Origin of the sequence: Marinobacter persicus (genome assembly GCF_002934325.1) — a bacterium.
Lineage (GTDB): Bacteria > Pseudomonadota > Gammaproteobacteria > Pseudomonadales > Oleiphilaceae > Marinobacter > Marinobacter persicus_A.
The window spans coordinates 1-17,983 of the sequence record NZ_PTIV01000017.1; the positions used below are offsets into that span (position 1 = coordinate 1).

8 protein-coding genes are annotated in these 17,983 nt (G+C 62.4%); 3 read left to right on the top strand and 5 right to left on the bottom strand.

The features are described from left to right. A partial coding sequence (locus BY454_RS16885; protein WP_219821023.1) for a hypothetical protein occupies positions 1–1,395 on the top strand: 1,395 nt, incomplete at its 5' end. A 38-nt stretch (positions 1,396–1,433) separates the two neighbouring features. Here BY454_RS16885 and BY454_RS09990 read toward each other — a convergent pair. The 4 genes from BY454_RS09990 to recC form a co-directional block, all read right to left on the bottom strand. Further along, the gene (locus BY454_RS09990; RefSeq protein ID WP_104416450.1) at positions 1,434–2,357 is read right to left on the bottom strand and encodes a formylglycine-generating enzyme family protein; all 924 of its coding nucleotides are present in this window, start codon (positions 2,355–2,357) and stop codon (positions 1,434–1,436) included. Positions 2,358–2,556: 199 nt separating this feature from the next. Then, positions 2,557–4,809, bottom strand: a complete 2,253-nt coding sequence (recD, locus tag BY454_RS09995; RefSeq protein WP_104416449.1) for an exodeoxyribonuclease V subunit alpha — start codon at positions 4,807–4,809, stop codon at positions 2,557–2,559. Then, the gene (gene recB / locus BY454_RS10000; protein WP_104416448.1) at positions 4,806–8,543 is read right to left on the bottom strand and encodes an exodeoxyribonuclease V subunit beta; all 3,738 of its coding nucleotides are present in this window, start codon (positions 8,541–8,543) and stop codon (positions 4,806–4,808) included. Before recB ends, recD begins: the two co-directional genes overlap by 4 nt. Beyond that, positions 8,540–12,133, bottom strand: coding sequence for an exodeoxyribonuclease V subunit gamma (gene recC / locus BY454_RS10005; RefSeq protein WP_104416447.1), 3,594 nt, complete (start codon positions 12,131–12,133; stop codon positions 8,540–8,542). Before recC ends, recB begins: the two co-directional genes overlap by 4 nt. 181 nt (positions 12,134–12,314) lie before the next feature. Between recC and BY454_RS10010 the strand changes: the two genes are divergently transcribed. Together BY454_RS10010 and BY454_RS10015 are read left to right on the top strand one after the other, a co-directional pair. Continuing rightward, entirely contained in the window at positions 12,315–14,021 is a 1,707-nt protein-coding gene (locus BY454_RS10010; protein ID WP_104416446.1) for a VRR-NUC domain-containing protein, read from the top strand. Continuing rightward, on the top strand, positions 14,018–16,297 hold the full coding sequence (locus tag BY454_RS10015; protein ID WP_258075620.1) for an ATP-dependent DNA helicase: 2,280 nt from the start codon (positions 14,018–14,020) through the stop codon (positions 16,295–16,297). Before BY454_RS10010 ends, BY454_RS10015 begins: the two co-directional genes overlap by 4 nt. 23 nt (positions 16,298–16,320) lie before the next feature. Here the strand turns inward: BY454_RS10015 and BY454_RS10020 are convergent, their stop codons facing one another. Then, positions 16,321–17,904, bottom strand: a complete 1,584-nt coding sequence (locus BY454_RS10020; protein ID WP_104416445.1) for a hypothetical protein — start codon at positions 17,902–17,904, stop codon at positions 16,321–16,323. Positions 17,905–17,983 lie beyond the last annotated feature (79 nt).

Genomic DNA, 17,983 nt, shown 5'->3' on the forward strand with positions numbered 1-17,983 from the left:
CAGTTGATGCGTTGGGGGTATGGCGCTAGTGGACTGAGCGGTGAGTTCAATCCCTTTCAGGGCAAAGCCTCCATCAAGGCCAGTGGCCACGCTGAGCTCATGCTGGCCCAGGCAAAAGGCACCATCGACTGCTATGAACCGCCCGGGGGCTACATGATGGCCTTTGCTGGCGTGAATCTCGGCATGCTGCGCAGCCATACCCTGCTGAGCGTCGGCGGCAGCCTGGGTGCCAGTGTGGCTATCGAGCTGAATCTCCAGGCCGAGTTTACCGGCCGAGGGGCCAAAGCCAAAGGCATTCCAGGCTCCTCCCGCGAAGCGGGTGTTCCGGGACAACAGGTCGTGGACATGGCGGAACACGACCCGGATCAGGGCACAGAACTCAAAGCGTTTGCTGGCGGCGAGCTGGGAGTCACGGTGGCTGGTCAGGTGGAGTGGAAAAGCCCGGAGACTGATAAGTTTGCTCCGTTTGCGAAGATTGCGCCTGCGCTCATGGGGCAGGTTGGTGTAGGGGCGGAATCAACATTCAAAATAAATTATGCAGCAGGCAAATTTCGCATCGTGGCCAAAGCGGGGTTTTGCTTCGGCATAGGCGCCAAAGGCAAGCTGACGCTGGAAGTTGATGCCGACCTGATCTGGGAATTCGCCCAATGGGTGGCCTACCAACTCAAGAACATCAATTACGAGCGGCTGGAGTTTATTGATGAGGAGGCCTTTGAGGCGTTGTCTAACATTCTGGTTATTGCGCTGCAAAATGGAAGAGAATTGAAAGATTATATATATGACACCGCTCAACAAGCACAAGATGCCTTGGTTGACTTCTGGGATGGTCTGAGGGATGAGATGGCTGCTGCGGAGGCTCGCAGTATTTTAGTTGAACGAATTAACACTAACCCGGATGTGCTCCGGTATATCACTCCAGATGCCAAAGGAGCTTTACTCTACCGCTTAATTCAGGTCAATGCCTTTGACGCATTGGAGCCTGAAAATCGCACCTGGAACTGGGAGGACATCAACTTTTGGCGCTTTGGCTTTATGACAGAGCGCAAGCGGGCCATTATCAACATCTTTGCCTGGGCGCAGTCGCAGGCGGAATACCGCAACATTATGCAGCGCATTAAACCGAAAATCAGTAATGATAATATCCCCGTGGATGAGGGCGAAGCGGCGCTGCTTGAGTTTCTGGGGCGAGGTGAGAAGTCCTGGCTGTCCAGTGATTATCCTGGAAATCTCCAGCGCTTTTACCAGCAACTAAAGCCAACGGCCTCCAAGGGAACCCCGATAGTCCGCAACGACATGGCAGACTATCTGACCCAGTATGACGTTGAGCCAAAGTTTCACCGCGCCTGTTTCAATTACACCGAATGTTTGCCACCTCCCCACAAAGAAAATGTTTAGGTCACCATGGAATGGCGGGGATTGGGCTTCCCGCTGAGCTATTTAGTCTCATTGACCACACAGCGTGCAGTGCTCATGCTATATCGCTGCTTCCTTGTTGGGTCGATTTCCACATCACTATGCTTTGGTAGAATCTCCGTCAGGTCTGGGTTATACGGCGTTCGTATAACCGTGACCATGCCCAGGAAGCTTTCTCCTGTGGCCCCCCCACGGCGCACTTTGAGTGTTCCCGACTTGGGGCCGGTCGGATTCTGTTCCGGCGAGTGTTTGTAATAGTCTTCGCTGTACCAGTCGCTGACCCACTCATAACCATTAAGTCCCATCTGATGGATACCCAAAGGATTTGGGGGGTACTTTTTTGCGATTGTATACGGTGCGTAGGGAGAATTGCCTGAAGTAGCTTGCCGTCGCTCTTCCCGAGTGGGATAGTTTTTCCCTTTCCGCAAAATGCCATCATCCGTGGCATAGGGCATCATTTGTCCACGACTACGCGCGGCATATTCCCACTGGGCCTCGGTCGGCAGCGCGAAGGGCCGGCCACTTTGCTCGGCCAGCCACTGGCAGTAATCCCGGGCCTGATACCAGTCCACGCCTGCCGGCACGTTCGGGGCTCGTGTGTCACTACTGCGGTTATCGGTATTGATCTTGGCTTGGTCGGTGGCTTCTGTGTAGGTGTCATAGTCCGCGTAGGATACCTGACGATCCATGATGTAGTAGCCATCCAGTGTGACCTTGTGGAGGTGTTTGTCGTCCTGCTTAAAACTCCAGGGTAAGTAGCCCCGGGGGTCTTTCGGCCCGAAATCTCCCATCTCAAAGCTGCCGCCTCTCACATAGACCAGATGTTCCTGGGTTCGCTTGAGCAGGGCCTCCACGGCTTGCTGGTTATCGGGGGTAGCCTTGCCTGAAGTGCAGGCAGTCAGGGTAAACGCCGAGAGGGCGAGCAATGCGATTGCTGGCTTCATGGTACATCCTTGTTCTATGAAACGTTTTTGTCATTGTGCCATATATGGCCTAAACAGGTTATGACGCCCTGCGATACGCTTTTTGGCTAGGAACGCATCTGGTAGTGGCGGCTCGGTCTGACGACAGAGCGTGAGCGATAAATTATTAATATCTTCGTAGGCTCCAATCGCAGTAGGAGTACGCTCACGCCATGCGGCGTCAATCGTTCGTGCCTAGCCGAATCCCGAGTCCAGAAGCCCGCACCACCCGCTGATTAACCGCCTCGCCAAGCACCTGTGCATCCCCCGTAATCAGACTGAACCAGTTTTTCGCCCGGGTAATGCCGGTGTAGACCAGTTCCTTGGTGAGCACCGGGCTCAGGCGGTCTGGTAGCACCAGGCAGGTGTGGTTGAATTCCGACCCCTGGGATTTGTGCACGGTCATGGCGAACACGGTTTCCAACTGCTGCAGACGGCTGGGGGAAATCCAGCGGATGCCGCCCGGGCTGTCGCTGTCCGGGAACGCCACGCGCAGCACGAACGTGGGTTCGCCGTTGTCATCCTGCCCCCAGGGCACCGAGAAGGTGATGCCGATATCGCCGTTCATCAGGCCCAGATTGTAGTCATTGCCTGTGATCAGCACGGGACGGCCGGCGTACCAGCCTTCGGCCCGGGGCAGCAGCTTTTCCGCCAGCAGGTGCCGGGCAATGCGATCGTTCAACCCTTCCACACCCCACGGGCCCTTGCGCAGCGCACAGAGCACCTGGAAATCGTTAAAGGCTTCCAGTACCCCGACTGCCAGTGCATCCCATTCAGCGCGTGGGCTGTCGGCGCACAGGCCATGATTGTTCATGAGTTCCAGGTACTGCCGGTAGCCCACAGGAGGCGGCAGGGGCCGGTTGTGGATAACCCGATCCTCCCCTTGATTGGCAAAGGCATTCGGCGTGCCGGTCACCGCGTGCTGGCAAATCTGCGCCAGGGTTGCTTCGGCATCGGGCCGGGGTGTGTGGCCGTTCAGCCAGACCACGTCGTCAAAGGCCGGCTGGCGAATTCGCGCCAGCATGTCGGCGTCCAGCGTGTTGGTATTGACCGCCTCGGCGAGCTGTCGTATTCCGCTTTCCTCCTGAAAACGATAGCTTTTCCGGAGCATGGCCACGGCCTGGTCCAGCGGTTGTCCCTGATCGTCCAGCAGATCGGCGGGCACCGCCATGCTGGTGACGGCCCGCAGCCAGTCCGCGGTCTCCGGCGTGTAGTGGGCATCGGCGGCCCGCTGGCAGAGTTCGCCCAGAATGGCGCCGGCATCCACCGACGCCAGCTGGTCCTTGTCGCCCAGGAGGATCAGTTGCGCCCTTTCAGGTAGCGCATCCACCACCGAGGCCATCAGGTCCACGTCCACCATGGAGGCCTCGTCGATCACCAGGATGTCCACCAGCAGCGGGTTGTCCCGGTTGTTGCGGAACTGGCGGGTGTCCGGGCGGCTGCCCAGCAGGCGGTGCAGGGTGGTGACCTTGGTGGGTATGTCGTCCAGCACCACCTGCCCCGGTAACTGATCCAGTGGCAGGCGGCGCACCGCTCCGCCGATGGATTCGTTCAGTCGGGCGGCGGCCTTGCCGGTGGGCGCGGCCAGGCGGATGCGGTACTTGCGCCCGGCCCGCTCCGGGTCTTCCCCGGCCACCGCCTGCAGCGCGGCCAGCAGGTTGACCACCGTGGTGGTCTTGCCGGTCCCCGGACCGCCGGTGATCACCGAAAAGCGCTGGCGGGCGGCCAGGGCGCAGGCCAGTTTCTGGTAATCCACCGGTTCGGAGGATTGAAACAACGTGGCCAGGGCCTGCGACAGGGTATCGGTGGCGTCCGAGCCGGGATCGGCCAATGCCGAAGGCAGCGCCAACCGGGTTTCGATGGCGCCGGCAATCTGCTGTTCGTACCGCCAGAAGCGGCGCAGGTACAGCCGGGCGTCGTTCAGCACCAGGGGTGTGGATAACTCCCCGGCACTCACCGCCTGTGAGGCGTTCAGGGCCACCAGGCATTCGGGTAGCGTGGTCCGGGCCAACACTTCACCCGGAGTGGGTGTTTCTGAATCGGGTTCCTCCGACATAACGGGAGGCACAGCCCGTGCGTCTTCCGGTGGCAGGGAAAGCGTGTGATTGCTTTCGTTAAGCAGTATCGCCAGATCAATGCAGACATGGCCCCGCCCAACCTGGTGGGAGGTGAGTGCCGCCAGAAGCAGTACCAATGGCTCAGGCTTTTCGCCCTGCTCTTGCGAGAGATCGCGGATCAGCCGGGCAAACCCGGTGTCCAGGGGGCGAATCCAGTCGGCCTGTTGCCAATGCTGCAGCAACGCTTCGGTGTCGGCCAGGCTGGCCAGCGGGTCGGGTTTTTCCATAGCCATGTTCTGCTCGGATTGGCCTGTCATAGGGCTGTCTTCGCCCAGGTCCAGGGCAAACTGGTTATCGGAATGTCGGGTCCGGCTCATGCGGCCACCTCCCCATCTAGGGCTTCGCCATCAAACAGGGCGTCGAGTTGTTCCATCAGCGTTCTGGGTGGTTTGTCCACAAAGGCGCCGTTTCCGGGGGCTTCAATGCCGCGCAGGAACAAGTACACCGCCCCACCCACGTGCCGGTCGTAATCGTAATCTGGCAGCCTGGCTTTCAGTAGCCGGTGCAGGGCCAGCAGGTAGAGCACGTATTGCAGGTCGTAGCGCTTGTCCAGAATGGCCTCGCCCATGGCCTGGTCGGTGTAGGCGCTGTCGCTCTCGCCCAGGGCGTTGGATTTGTAGTCCAGCACGTAATACTGCCCGTTGTGTTCGAACACCAGGTCGATAAAGCCCTTGAGCATGCCGTTGAAGCGCTTTTCCTCCACCCGGGGGCGGTCGGCGCCGTTCAGGGTGTGCCGGGTGACCAGCTGGTCGAGCCGGGCGACCTGGACGTTGCGGCTTTCAAACCAGAATTCCAGTTCCGGGCGCAGGCTGGTGAGCCCCGCCAGTGAGCATAGTTCGTCGCAGCCCCGTTGCAGGCTCAGGGGCGTGCGCATCAGCGCCAGCAGCCAGTGTTCCAGCGGCTCCACCCATTCGCTCCAGCCGCGGGTACTGCACCGGCGTGCCAGCTGATCCCGCAAGTCTTCGGGGTTATCCACAACCCGGTCGAAGCCCTGCTGGGCGCACCATTCCAAAAGTTCGTGCAGGAAGGTGCCGGGCGCGGCACCTTTGGGAAACTGGTGCTGGTTACGGACAACGGTTGTGGCCACGATGCGCTCCTCGTCCGTCTGCTGGGCGCTTTCCTCCAGCAGGTTCTGGGTCTGGGCGTCTTCCACCTCGCCGGTGAAGGCGATGCCGGTGCCTGCCATGTCGCGGTATTCGATGGCCGAGTAACTGGCGATCCACCAGTCTTCCCGGGCCTCCCGGGTGGATTCCAGTGCGGGACCCAGGGCCTCCGGGGCCCGTTCGGTGAAGTGGCGGGTCTCGGGTTCCGGCAGGGGCTCAATCAGGATCTCGTGCCGCCCCTCGGCCAGGGGCGCCAGGCAGTCGCTGATCGGACGTTCGCTGTTGCCAGCAATCAGATAGCCCAGCCCGCTTTCGGGCCAGTTATCCAAAGCTGCCGCCCCCACCCAGGTGGCGAAGCGGGCGCGGGTCAGGGCCACGTAGCATTTGCGGATGTCCTCGCCCAGCCGTTCCTGGTCAGCCCGGGCCACGTCCTCCGGCGTGGGATTGAACACGGTTACCAGCCGGTCATTGGCATCGTGGTAACGCACGAAGGCCTGTTTTTCGCTCTGGGCCCGGTAGGCGGTGCCGAAAGGCAGGAACACCAGCGGGTATTCCAGGCCCTTCGATTTGTGCACGGTGATCACCTTGACCAGCCCGGCGTCGCTTTCGAGGCGCAGGGTCCGGTTTTCCTCTTCTTCATCGGCGGCCCGCAGAATCTGGGTGTAGTGGTGGACCAGGGCGTGTTCGCCATCCAGCTGCAGGCTGTCCTGCTGGAGCAGCTCGGCAATGTGTAGGATGTCGGTCAGCCGCCGCTCGCCATCGGGGCGTTGCAGTAACCGGCCGGGCACCTCGAAGTCCATCAGGAAGCGGCGCAGCATGGGCAGTACGCCCTGTTGTTGCCACTGCGTCTGGTAGCCCAGGAAGCGTTCGATCCGGGCTTCGAGTACCAGTTCGTCGGTGAGGAGCTCGTCCAGCGTCTGCCAGGACTGGCCCAGGGTGGGTGTGGCCAGTGCGGCGCGAAGATAGCTCAGTTGCCGGGGCTCTGCGAAGGCCCGCAGCCAGCACAGGATTTCCTTGGCCTCGGCCGAAGTGAGCACCGAGTCCCGGTCCGAGAGATACACGCTCTTGATGCCCCGCTGGCCCAAGGCATCCCGGACCGCCTTGGCCTCGGCCCCTTTGTTCACCAGCACGGCGATGTCCTTGGGTTCCACCGGCTGTAGATCGTTCGGATCTTCGGCCCGGGCGAAGCCGGCGTGCCCGGCCTGACCCAGGGTCAGCAGGCGGGCAATCTCGCTGGCGCAGCTTTCCGCCAGGGCGGCGGTGGCCGCGCCTTTGGCCAGGCACTTAGGCTGGCCGTTATTGTCTTTTTCCCCGGATTCGTGAGTCCAGAAGGTCAGGCTGGGCTGGAATTCGCCGTTCACCGTCCACAGGCGCTTGGTGCCGTTGGCTTTCACCCCCTGGAAGGGCAATTGCGAGGCCTCGCCCTGGCCAAACAGGAAGGCCCCGGCCCGGCTGTTCTGGTCACTGTATTCGAACACTCGGTTCACCGCCGCCACCATGGGTTGGGCGGAGCGGAAGTTGGTGCCCAGGGTGTAGGTGCGATTTTTCACCCCCTGGCGGGCCTGCAGGTAGGTGTGGATATCCGCGCCCCGGAAGGCGTAGATAGCCTGCTTGGGGTCCCCGATCATCAGCAGGCAGGTGTCCGGGGAATTTTCCTCCACGCAGTAGATGCGGTTGAAGATGCGGTACTGCACCGGGTCGGTGTCCTGGAATTCGTCAATCAGCGCCACCGGGAACTGCCGGCGGATGGTGGCGGCCAGCTGGTCGCCCCGGGGGCCATGTAACGCGTCATCCAGCCGGGTGAGCAGGTCGTCAAAGCCCATTTCCGAGCGCTGCTGTTTTTCGGCTTCCAGCCGGTCGGCCATCCAGTGGCTGGCGTGGCGCAGGATGTCGGCCTTGGCGCTGGGCTGGTTGGTGGCGAAACTCAGTAATTCCTCAATGGCGTGAAACGCGGGATGATCCGGCGCTTCGCCCTCTCCTTTCAGGGTCTTGGCCAGCCCTTCCGGGGTCTGGTTTTTGAAACCGGCCTTGTCCAGCCCTTCGGGCAGCAGCTCGTCGGAGTTCGCCCAGGCCACCAGGTTGTCCCAGGCGGTGAGCATGGATTTTTTGCTGTTGCCGTGCAGGCGCTTGGCCTTTTGCAGGTTGGCCAGCAGGTCAAGCACGTCTTCCTGCCAGTCCGCCCAGGGGCGATTTTTCAGAGCCTGAGACGCTTGCTCGCGCTGCTCGACGGATTGCTGAATGGCCGCATGCACACTGGCCGGTGGCGTGCCCAGGCTGTCCGGGTCGTCCATCAGGTTGCGCACGGCCTGGCGCAGGTCTTCCGGGGTTTTCCAGTGGCTCAGGGCTTCGTCCATCCAGGCCGGCGGCAGCGGGTAGACGAAGGTGCGCCAGTAATCCCGGGCGACGTCGTCCAGCAGATCGTTCTGGTTGGTTTCGAGGGTGAGCTTGAACAGGCTGCCGCTGTCGAAGGCGTGCTCGCTCAACATGCGGTTGCAGAAACTGTGGATGGTGGACACCGCCGCCTCGTCCATCCATTCGGCGGCCAGCAGCAGCTGCTTGCGGCAATCCGGCCAGGTGGCCGGGTCCGGGTAGTTTTCATCGCGCAGCTTATAGATCAGCGCTGTTTCCGCCGGCGGTTCCGGGTCGTCCGGGGTGTCGGAGAATACCTCGGCGGCCTGGGTCAGTCGGGTGCGGATGCGATCGCGCAGCTCCTTGGTGGCTGCTTCGGTGAAGGTGACCACAAGCAGGTTCGGTGGCAACAGGTTCTGAAGCGGGCTGTCTTCGTCCTGGCCATGGCCCAGGACCAGACGCACATACAGGATGGCGATGGTGAAGGTTTTGCCGGTGCCTGCACTGGCCTCGATCAGGGCGCTGCCGTTTAGCGGCAGGGACAGCGGGTCCAGGTTCGGGTTCTGGCTCTGGGTGAAGTTATCCACAGGCTGGCTCATTGTTCACCCCCAATCTGTTCGGCGGCCGATTTGCCCTGCTCCGCTTCCCACAAAGGCACGTAGAGATCGTGCAGCAGGGCCTCGAATTCGCCGCTGTCGAACAGGTGTTCCGGGCTGTCGTAGGCGGCTCGCAGGTAGCCGGTATCCCGTTCCAGGGCGGTGAGATAGGCCTGCTCGGCCTCGTCCAACGCCCGCTCGTGATCGCCCCGGTATTTTTTGCTCTGGTAGAAACTGGTGATCCAGGCAAAGCCCGCCTCGCAGTGCAGCGGCAGGGTGCGGGTGGTGGCGGCCATCCACCGGCCGACAATGGCTTCCAGATGGCTGCGGGCGGCCAAGGGGTCCAGGGGCGCGAAGCGGAAGTCCCGGCCCTCTTCCTTGGCCAGGATGCGGGTTTCGAAGGGCCGGCCGGTGAGCTGGCCGGCCAGGTGAATCACCCAGTCCCGCAGCAGGTTGGCATAACGCACTTTCTTGCTGTAGCCGGAACCGGTCAGCAAGCCGGACTGGGCCACCACCAGCCGGCACAGCTGGCCCTCGGCGTTGCGGCGCAGGCCGTCGATCAGGTCCACCACTTCCACTTCGCCCAGGTCGTTGGCAAAGCGTTCGTCAAAGCCAATGGGCTCGTTCACCGCCTCCGGCCATTCGTCCAGGGCCGTGCGGTAGCGACCGAACAGGTCCGGCAGGCGACCGGCCAGTTCGTTGCGCAACCGGTGTTCGGTCACGCCCATGCCCAGGTCGCCGCGCCGGGCCATGCGGTCCAGGCGGGCTTCCACCCGGTCGTACAGCTCCTCCTCGCTGGCGGCCTTGAACACCGCGTGCTGGATCAGCTCGTTGTCCAGGCGCCAGCGGTCCAGGCCGGTCAGGTCGAAGTTTTCGTTGTCGGTGTCCTCGTCTTCCACATCCTCGAAGCGCACCTGCAGGCGACGCTGGTAGAAGGTGTCGATGGGCTTTTTCAGGAAATTCGCCAGGGCGCTCAGGGTGATGGGCTCTTCCAATGCCTGGTAGGCCAGCGGTTCTTCAGAGTGAGTAAACACTTCCTCACCATGCGCGCTACGCCATTCCCGTTCAAAGGTAAACAGGCGGCGGCTTTTCAGCACTTCGGCCAGCGGTTTGGGTACGGTGTTGTCGCCCTCACCCGTGCCATTCGCCTTCGGGAAATAAGCTCGGCTGAACGGCTGCAACGGATGCTGGGTGGTCAGGGTCTCGGTCACGGCGGTGTCGGGATCGTCAGCCAATGCCCACAGGCTGTTGAGGTGGTCCTGCAGCTGGCCGATCAGCACTGAGGCCGGGCGTTCGGAGTCGTCCTTGATACTGCGCCCGACCCAGCTGATGTACAGCTGCTCCCGTGCCGAGAGCAGCGCCTCGAGGAACAGGTAGCGGTCGTCCTCCCGGCGGGAACGGTCCCCGGGCCGGTAGTCCTGGGCCATCAGGTCAAAATCCACCGGCGGGCGGGAGCGCGGGTAGTCGCCGTCGTTCATGCCCAGCAGACACACCTTGCGGAAGGGGATGGCGCGCATGGGCATCAGCGTGGCGAAGTTCACTTTACCGGCCAGGAAGCGCTGGTTCAGCCCGCCCTCGTCCAGGCCGTCGAGCAGTACGTCCTTGACGATGTTCAGTGGCAGGGATTGCTCGGCCAGCCCGGCGGCGAGGGCATCCTCCAGCCATTGTTCCAGCTGGCGGCGGAAGCGGTTGAGCAGCAAGAGATCGGTGTCTTCCACCCTGTGGAAAAACTGCTCGAGCATGCGGGAGAACAGGGCTTCCCACTCGTTGGGGGTACGGCTTTCCTGCAGGGCCTGCCACAGGGTTTCGAGCTGATGCAGGAATTCGTCCAGCCGCCCGGCCAGGTCCGCCTGCAGCCCGCCGATTTCCCCGTAGGGCTCCACCCCGCCCCAGGGTTCGTCCTCGCCCATGCCGTAGCCAAGGAGCATGGCGCGCAGGCCGGCCTGCCAGGTGTTGCGATTCAGCTCGGCGGGCAGATCCAGACTTTGGCGGTGCTTGTCGTGCAGGCCCCAGCGGATGTTGGCGCCTTCCACCCAACGCCGCGCCAGAGGGATCTCGTCTTCGGTGATGCCGAAGCGGTCCCGGATGCCGGGCACTTCCAGCAGGCTCAGGATCTCGCTCACGCCAAAACGGCTGCGGGGCAGCGACATCAGGGTTTCCAGGGCAATCAGCACCGGTTCCTGGTGACGCTGGCCCTGGTCGGAAATGGTAAAGGGAATGTGGCGTTTGCTGCCCGGCGTGTAACGCCCGAACACCGCCTGGATGTGGGGCGCGTACACGTTGATGTCCGGCACCATCACCATCACATCCCGGGGCCGCAGGTTTGCATCCATGTTGAACGCGGCCAGCAGCTGGTCGTGCAGGATTTCCACTTCCCGCTGGGGGCTGTGGGCCTGGTGGAACACCAGCGAGTGGTCCTCACCCGGGTCCAGGGTGCGGTGTTGGTCTCGGATTTCCTGCAAGGGCGTCAGGTTGAGAATGTCGTCCTGCAACTGGTGCAGCAGGCAGGGCGATTCGCCGGTGGTGTGTTCGGAGAAGATGTCGATCTTCTGGTCCGGGGTCTGTAGTCGGTCCCGGTATTCTTCCGGGTTGTCGAATTCATCCAGCAGGCGGATGTAGTCCCGGCCCTGCTTGCCCCAGGCGGCCAGCAGTGGGTTGGCGTGCTGGTGCAACTGATCCGGGTCGTCCACGGTGGACAGAACGGGATGCGCCGCGCCCCGTTTGCGTTCGGCTTTCAGCAGTTCCCGGTCGCTGATGATGTCGGCCCAGTAGAACTGGCAGGGGTTGTGAACACACAGCACCACCTGGCTGAACCGGCTGAGCACGTACAGCGCTTCCAGCGCCTGGCGCGGCAGGGAGGACACCCCAAACACCACGATGCGTTTGGGCAGCCGGGTCGGGTTGGCCGGTTCCGCAAGTTGCTGGCCCTGTGTCATAAACCGCGTATGAATCCGCGACCGGCTGGTGTGGGCGGCCTCGCCGACATCGTCCACCAGGGCCCGCCAGAGCATCGGTTGCCACAGGTTCTCCGGGGCCAGGGGCTTTTCCTCGCCCCGCGCGGTGATCAGCACGTCTCGCCCTTGCTCCCAGGCGGCGAGCCAGTCGGCGCGGAACACCTGGTACTGGTCGAATAGATCCGCCACTTTTTCCGCCAACTGGAAAGTGCGCACGTCCGGATCGCTGCCGTCCAGGAATCGGGCCAGGGGAACAAACGCGTCATCCTGGTCCAGCAGGGTGGGCAGCAAACGATACAGGCGCCACACCAGCCGGCTTTTGTCGAATGGCGATTGCTCCGGCACCTCGGCATCGGACAGTACCGCCCGGTAGGCCTGCCAGATGAAGCGGGCGGGGAACAGGAAGTCCATGCCCGCGGCAATGCCCAGGCCACCGTCCATCCCGTCGTCATCGCGCTTCTCGGCCAGCGCCAGCTTCAGCCACTGGGCGATGCCGTTACTCTGCACCAGGAAGGTTTCGCTCTGCAGCGGTGGCAGCGGGTTCTGGCGGCAGATGTACACCACCGCCCGGCGAAGATCTTCCAGGTGGTTGGCGTGGATGGCGTGAAAGCCGGGTTCGATGGCGGGGGCGTTGGCCATGAGTGTCCTTAGCTGCGAGTGTTGCTGGATTGCCGGGATAACAGGTTACCTCATGCGCGCCCGGATTCGCAGAGGGGACGTGGGCATACCTCGATGGCATTTTACGCAGGGTTACGGATTTGAGCGTGGCCCGCTTCCATCGTAAAGTCAGGGTTCCTTCGCTATCCGATCGCAATCCCCCATGAGCCACCAAACACTGATCCCAGCCAGCCTGGAAAACCCCCTGTATTACCTGGAGAACATGGACCTCCTGGTAGGTTGGGTGGCGGACCACCACCAGGACCTGCTGAATCAACGGGAGCAGGCACGGCTGGCTGAGTTTGCAGCCTTGAATACCGGCCCACGGGCGCTGCTGACCCGCATGGTTATGCGCACCGGCGAGTTGTTTCGTGCCGACAAGCTGCGCTACCCGGAATTGCCGGAAACCGAGCGTGAGGCCCTGGCCGTGTTAAGGCGTGATGGCTGGCTCGACGACGATCCGGAACTGACCCTGGCGGAGGTGTTCCGGCTGTTCACCCTGGCCGAGTTACGACCGATGTTTGGTCCCTGGCTGCAACAACAGGGCCTGTCGAAAACCCTGGGCAAGGCGCAGATGCGTGAACAACTGGCAGAGGCTTTCCCCGAAGCCCGGCCGCTGCGGAGCTGGTTGGGCGAGACTGACATGGCCGGTACCGGGGCGGTGGTGCGGTTGCGGGAAATGCCGCTGTTTGATCGCCTGCGCCTGATGTTCTTTGGCAACCTTCGCCAAAGCTGGACCGATTTTGTGCTGGTGGAATTGGGTGTGCAGCAATTTGAGCCGGTGCCCTTCACCCCGGAATCCCGGGCGTTCCGGCAGCGGGCCGAGGTGGACACCTATCTGCTGATGCATCACTGTCGGGAGCAACTGGATGAGGGCGTTCCGGCCGCGGAAGTGTGGCCGCAGGTGCCGCCGGCACCGGATAATGCCTGGCTGGCCAGCCGCTGGAACCGGCTGCTGCTGGAGCTCGGCCGGCAGGCCGAACGCCAGGGCGACCGGGAACTGGCACTGCAAGTCTGGTCGGCCAGCGGGCACCGGGAAGCCCGGCTCAAACAACTCCGGCTGTTGGAGCGCATGAAGCGCTTTGAACAGGCCTGGGCCCTGGCCTGCGAGTGGCAGACGGGTGATCTGAGCGATGCTGAAGCCCAGGGGCTCGCGCGACTGCTCAAGCGATTGGCCCCAAAGGTGGGCGAACCAAAACCCGAGCTGCCAGAGGTGCCAGCGATCCGGAGCTTCACCCTGACCCTGCCGAAACCGGCCGGTGGCACCGTCGAGCTGGCCGCGCTTTCGCATCTGGGCACCGATGACGCCCCGGTGTTCTACGTCGAGAACACCCTGATCAACGCCCTATTTGGTCTGCTGTGCTGGCCGGTGATTTTCCAGCCTTTGCCCGGGGCTTTCTTCCACCCTTTTCACATCGGCCCGGCGGACCTGACCCGGGAGGATTTTGTTCGTCGTCGCCGCGAGGCTTTTGAGCAGCGCTTTGCGCTGCTGGCCAACGGCCACTATCGCCAGGAAATCCTGAAGGCGTTCCGGCTGAAACACGGGATCGCCAATCCCTTTGTGGTCTGGCCGGTACTCGATGAAGCCCTGCTCGAACTGGCCCTGGACTGCATCCCGCCCCATCACCTCAGAGCATTGTTCCGCCGTTTGCTGAATAACATCCGGGAACACCGCAGCGGATTTACTGACCTGATTAGACTGGTGCCCAATGCTCTCGATACCGACGCCCGCTATGAAATGATCGAGGTGAAAGGCCCGGGAGACCGATTGCAGGACCATCAGGTGCGTTGGCTGCAATTCTTTGCCCGGGAAGGCATGCCGGCCAGTGTCTGTTACGTGCGCTGGCAGGACGGCGAGGCGGTGGAATGAAGGGCGTGGCGGATACCTCGTTGAAAGTGGCGGTCCGCACCCTGTGCGAATTCGCCGCCCGCACCGGCGACCTGGATTTTCGCTATACCCCGGCGCCCAGCGCCGAGGAAGGCATTGCCGGCCACCAGGCGCTGCAGGCCAGGCGTGGTTATGGCTACCAAAGCGAGTATTTACTGACCGGTGAGTGCCTGGGATTAAAGCTTTCCGGCCGCGCCGACGGCTACCATCCCCACAAGAACCGGCTGGAAGAGATCAAGACCCACCGAGGTGATGTGTCGCGCATCCGCGAGCACCAGCGTGCCCTGCACCGGGCCCAGCTTCGGGCCTACGGTGCCCTGCTCTGCCGCCAGGAAAACCGTAAAAGCGTGGAATTGGCGCTGGTTTATTACGACACCGGCCGGGACAAGGAAACCGCCGTGACCGAAACCGCCACCGCTGATGAGCTCTGGCGGGAACTGGAAACCCTGTGTGGCCTCTACAAAGCCTGGGCCGAACAGGAGGCCCACCACCGGGAACAGCGGGACGCCCGGTTGGCGACCCTCACCTTCCCCTTCCCGGAATTTCGGCCCCGCCAGCGGCAACTGGCGGAAACCGTGTACAAGAACTCGGTGAAAGGCGCCGACCTGCTGCTGGAAGCGCCCACCGGGCTGGGGAAAACCCTGGGCACCCTGTTTCCCGCGCTGATGGCCATGCCCAAAGCCGGCCAGGACCGGGTGTTTTACCTCACCTGCCGCAACACCGCCCGGCAACTGGCCCTGGATGGGGTAGAGAAACTGCGCTTGGCACAGCCGGAGAACGAACCCTGGCCCCTACGGACCCTGGAACTGGTGGCCAAGGACGACGCCTGTGAACATCCGGACAAGGCTTGCCATGGTGACTCCTGCCCCTTGGCCAAAGGCTTCTTTGACCGCCTGCCCGACGCGCGGGCCGAGGCCACACAGAGCAAAGTACCCCTAAACCAGGAACAATTGGCCACAATCGCGGCCGGTCACGATATTTGCCCCTATTTCCTGGCCCAGGAGATGGCCCGCTGGTGTGACCTCGTGATTGGCGATGTGAACCGCCTGTTCGACCAGTCCGCCCTGCTCCATGGTCTGGTGCGCCAGAACCAGTGGCGGGCCGGCGTACTGGTGGACGAAGCCCACAACCTGGTGGACCGGGCACGGGGCATGTACTCGGTGCGCCTGGACCAGCAGCGCCTGCTGAAAACCCGGAAAACCGCGCCGAAACCGGTGAAAGCGGCCATGGACCGGACCGCCCGGGGCTGGCAGAGCCTGGTGCGTGACCATGGTGAAAGCCAGCAGCCAGTATTCCTGGACAGCCTGCCCGCGCAATTGCCCGGCGCTCTGCAGGGTCTGGTGTCGTCGCTCACCGATTACCTGGCGGACCATCCGCCGGACCTGGCACTGCAGGAACTTCTGTTCGAGAGTGTGGCCTTCCTGAAACTGGCGGATCAATTTGGCGATCATTCCCTGTTGGAATTCCAGCGCGCCGGGCGTGGCCGGGCCAGCCTGAGCATCCAGAACCTGATCCCGGCGGATTTTCTCACCGACCGCTTTGCCGCCGCGCACTCGGTGCTGCTGTTTTCGGCCACCCTCAGCCCCGGCGTGTATTACCGGGATCTGCTGGGATTGCCGGAAGGCACCCGGTTTACGTCCCTGCCCAGTCCTTTCAGCCACGATCAGCTTCAGGTGAACTTCACCCCCGGCATCAGTACCCGGCAGGCGCATCGTGATCGTTCACTGGCACCTATTGCCCAGGTGATCGCCCGTCAGTTCCGGGAACGGCCCGGCCACTACCTGGCGTTCTTCAGCAGTTTCAAATACGCCCAGGCGGTCAGTGAAGCACTGGCGGAACAGGCCCCGGACATTCCCCAGCGAGCCCAGCAGCCCGGCATGAGCAGAGAGCAGCGCCGTGCGTTTCTGGCGGACTTTCAAAAACCGGAGGGCCGTGTGGCATTTGCGGTATTGGGTGGGGTGTTCAGCGAGGGTATCGACCTGCCCGGTGACCAACTGATCGGTGCGTTCGTTGCCACCCTGGGGCTCCCGCCCTTTGACGCCTGGCACGAAGTGCTCAAGGATCGCCTCCAACAGCGGTTCGGCGCGGGCTATGACTACACCTACCGGATCCCGGGGTTGCAGAAAGTCGCCCAGGCCGCCGGGCGGGTTATCCGTACACCGGATGACCGGGGCGTGATTTGGTTGATCGATGACCGCTTCCTGCAGCCACCGGTCCGACGCCTGCTGCCGGACTGGTGGTTTAACGGTGAGGCCTGAGGGCCACCCGATGAGGAGGCGCGTCAGGCCTCCGGATAGGCGGTCCAGTCATCCAGCCAGGTGCTGCTGGCCCTTGGATTGATGGCGCCGGGGTAATCCGCCGATTCATCAAAGAATTCGCTCTTGGGTATCGTTTTGGAAATAACACCCGGAGGCAGACCGCGAGAGCGGAAGTGTGGCGCCAGGATGTTGCTGACCGTCGGATGCAACCCGCTGGCGGACATGAGCGTATTCTTGTGGCTGGGGCCGGTCAGCCACTGGGCCTCGTCAAAACCACCGTCATCATCATCGGCGCCTATTTCTGACGAACGCTGATCAAGACCATTATTGTTGGCCAGCACGTTGTGACTGAAAGTGAGGTCGCCTGACTCGACCAGTCCCTGCACCTCATCGCGGGTATCCATCACCTCAATGGCGTAACTGTCGATGATCATGTTGTGGAAGTGCCCACCGGAGCCTTCCCGCAGCAGGATGGCGCGGTGCTTTTTCGCGGCGTTGCCATTGCCATACACGGTGACATTGTAGAACGAAGGCGTCGAGCGTGGTTGGGCGTTGTGATCATCGCCGTTGTTGTCGCCTTCGAAGGCGTGGTCGCCGGTGTCCGGGTGTTGCTGGATCACGGCAAATTGCACGCGGCCCTGCCAACCCCAGTCCCAGTCAATGCTGTCATCGGCTGCGCCGGTGATCAGGATGTTTTTCAGGTCGACAGTGCCGCCGAACATTTCGATGCCATCGTCCAGTGCCCGATGCACCTGTACATTCTGGACAATGGTGTTGGAGCCGCAGCCGCCCAGGGTCAGGCCATTAAGTTCGTTGTTCTTATAGACTTCGAAGCCAGCGAACTCAATGCGGGTGTACTGGAGCACGCCACAGCTGTGCTTTTCATCGGAGCCACCAAACCGGCCCCGGGCATCGGTTTCCGACAGCCCCTCGATGCGGGCATCGGTCTGGTTCACCGGCGCCTTGCCCAGCAGCACCACGCCGCCCCAGTCGCCGCGGGCGCGTTCGCCTTCGGATTTGGCGCTGGTAAAGACCACGGGCTCCTGACGACTGCCACGGGCGAAAAGTCGGGCGCTCTGGGCCACGATCAGTGCCGAACCGGCTTCACCCTCAATAACGACGCCAGGTTCGATGGTCAGTGCGGCATTTTCCACAAAGATCTTGTCTTCCAGCACGTAGCGGTTGCCGGTTTCCCAGACGGTGTCGGTGGTGATGTCGGTATCGATGCGGATGGCGCGGTTTTCAAATGCGGTGAAGCCGGCGGCAAGGGCGATGCCCACCACCAGGGTTGGCACCAGCACCATGGCGCGTCGCCCCAGCCAGCTTCGGCGGGGGCGACGACTGGGTTCTTCCAACCTTTGCGTGTCACGGCTTGATGATTGCGCCAGCAGGGCCTGCCCGTTATCGCTGGCCAGGATTTCCCGTGCCAGGGCCCGCAGTTCCGGCGTGCCGTTGGCTTCCACCCTTCTGAGCACGTCCGCGCGGTACACCGGCTCTCTGAGTAGGACATTGAGATGCACGAAATCCACGCCCGGACACTGGCCTTTGTCGACGCGGCGTTTCAGTTGCCACAGCTTTTCGACCAGCAAGGAGGATTGATCTGACATGACGGTTGCTCCCTTTTAATGAGAGCTCTTTGATATCGCAGTCAGATGACGTGTTTGTTGCGGGAAGTTGACGGTTTCG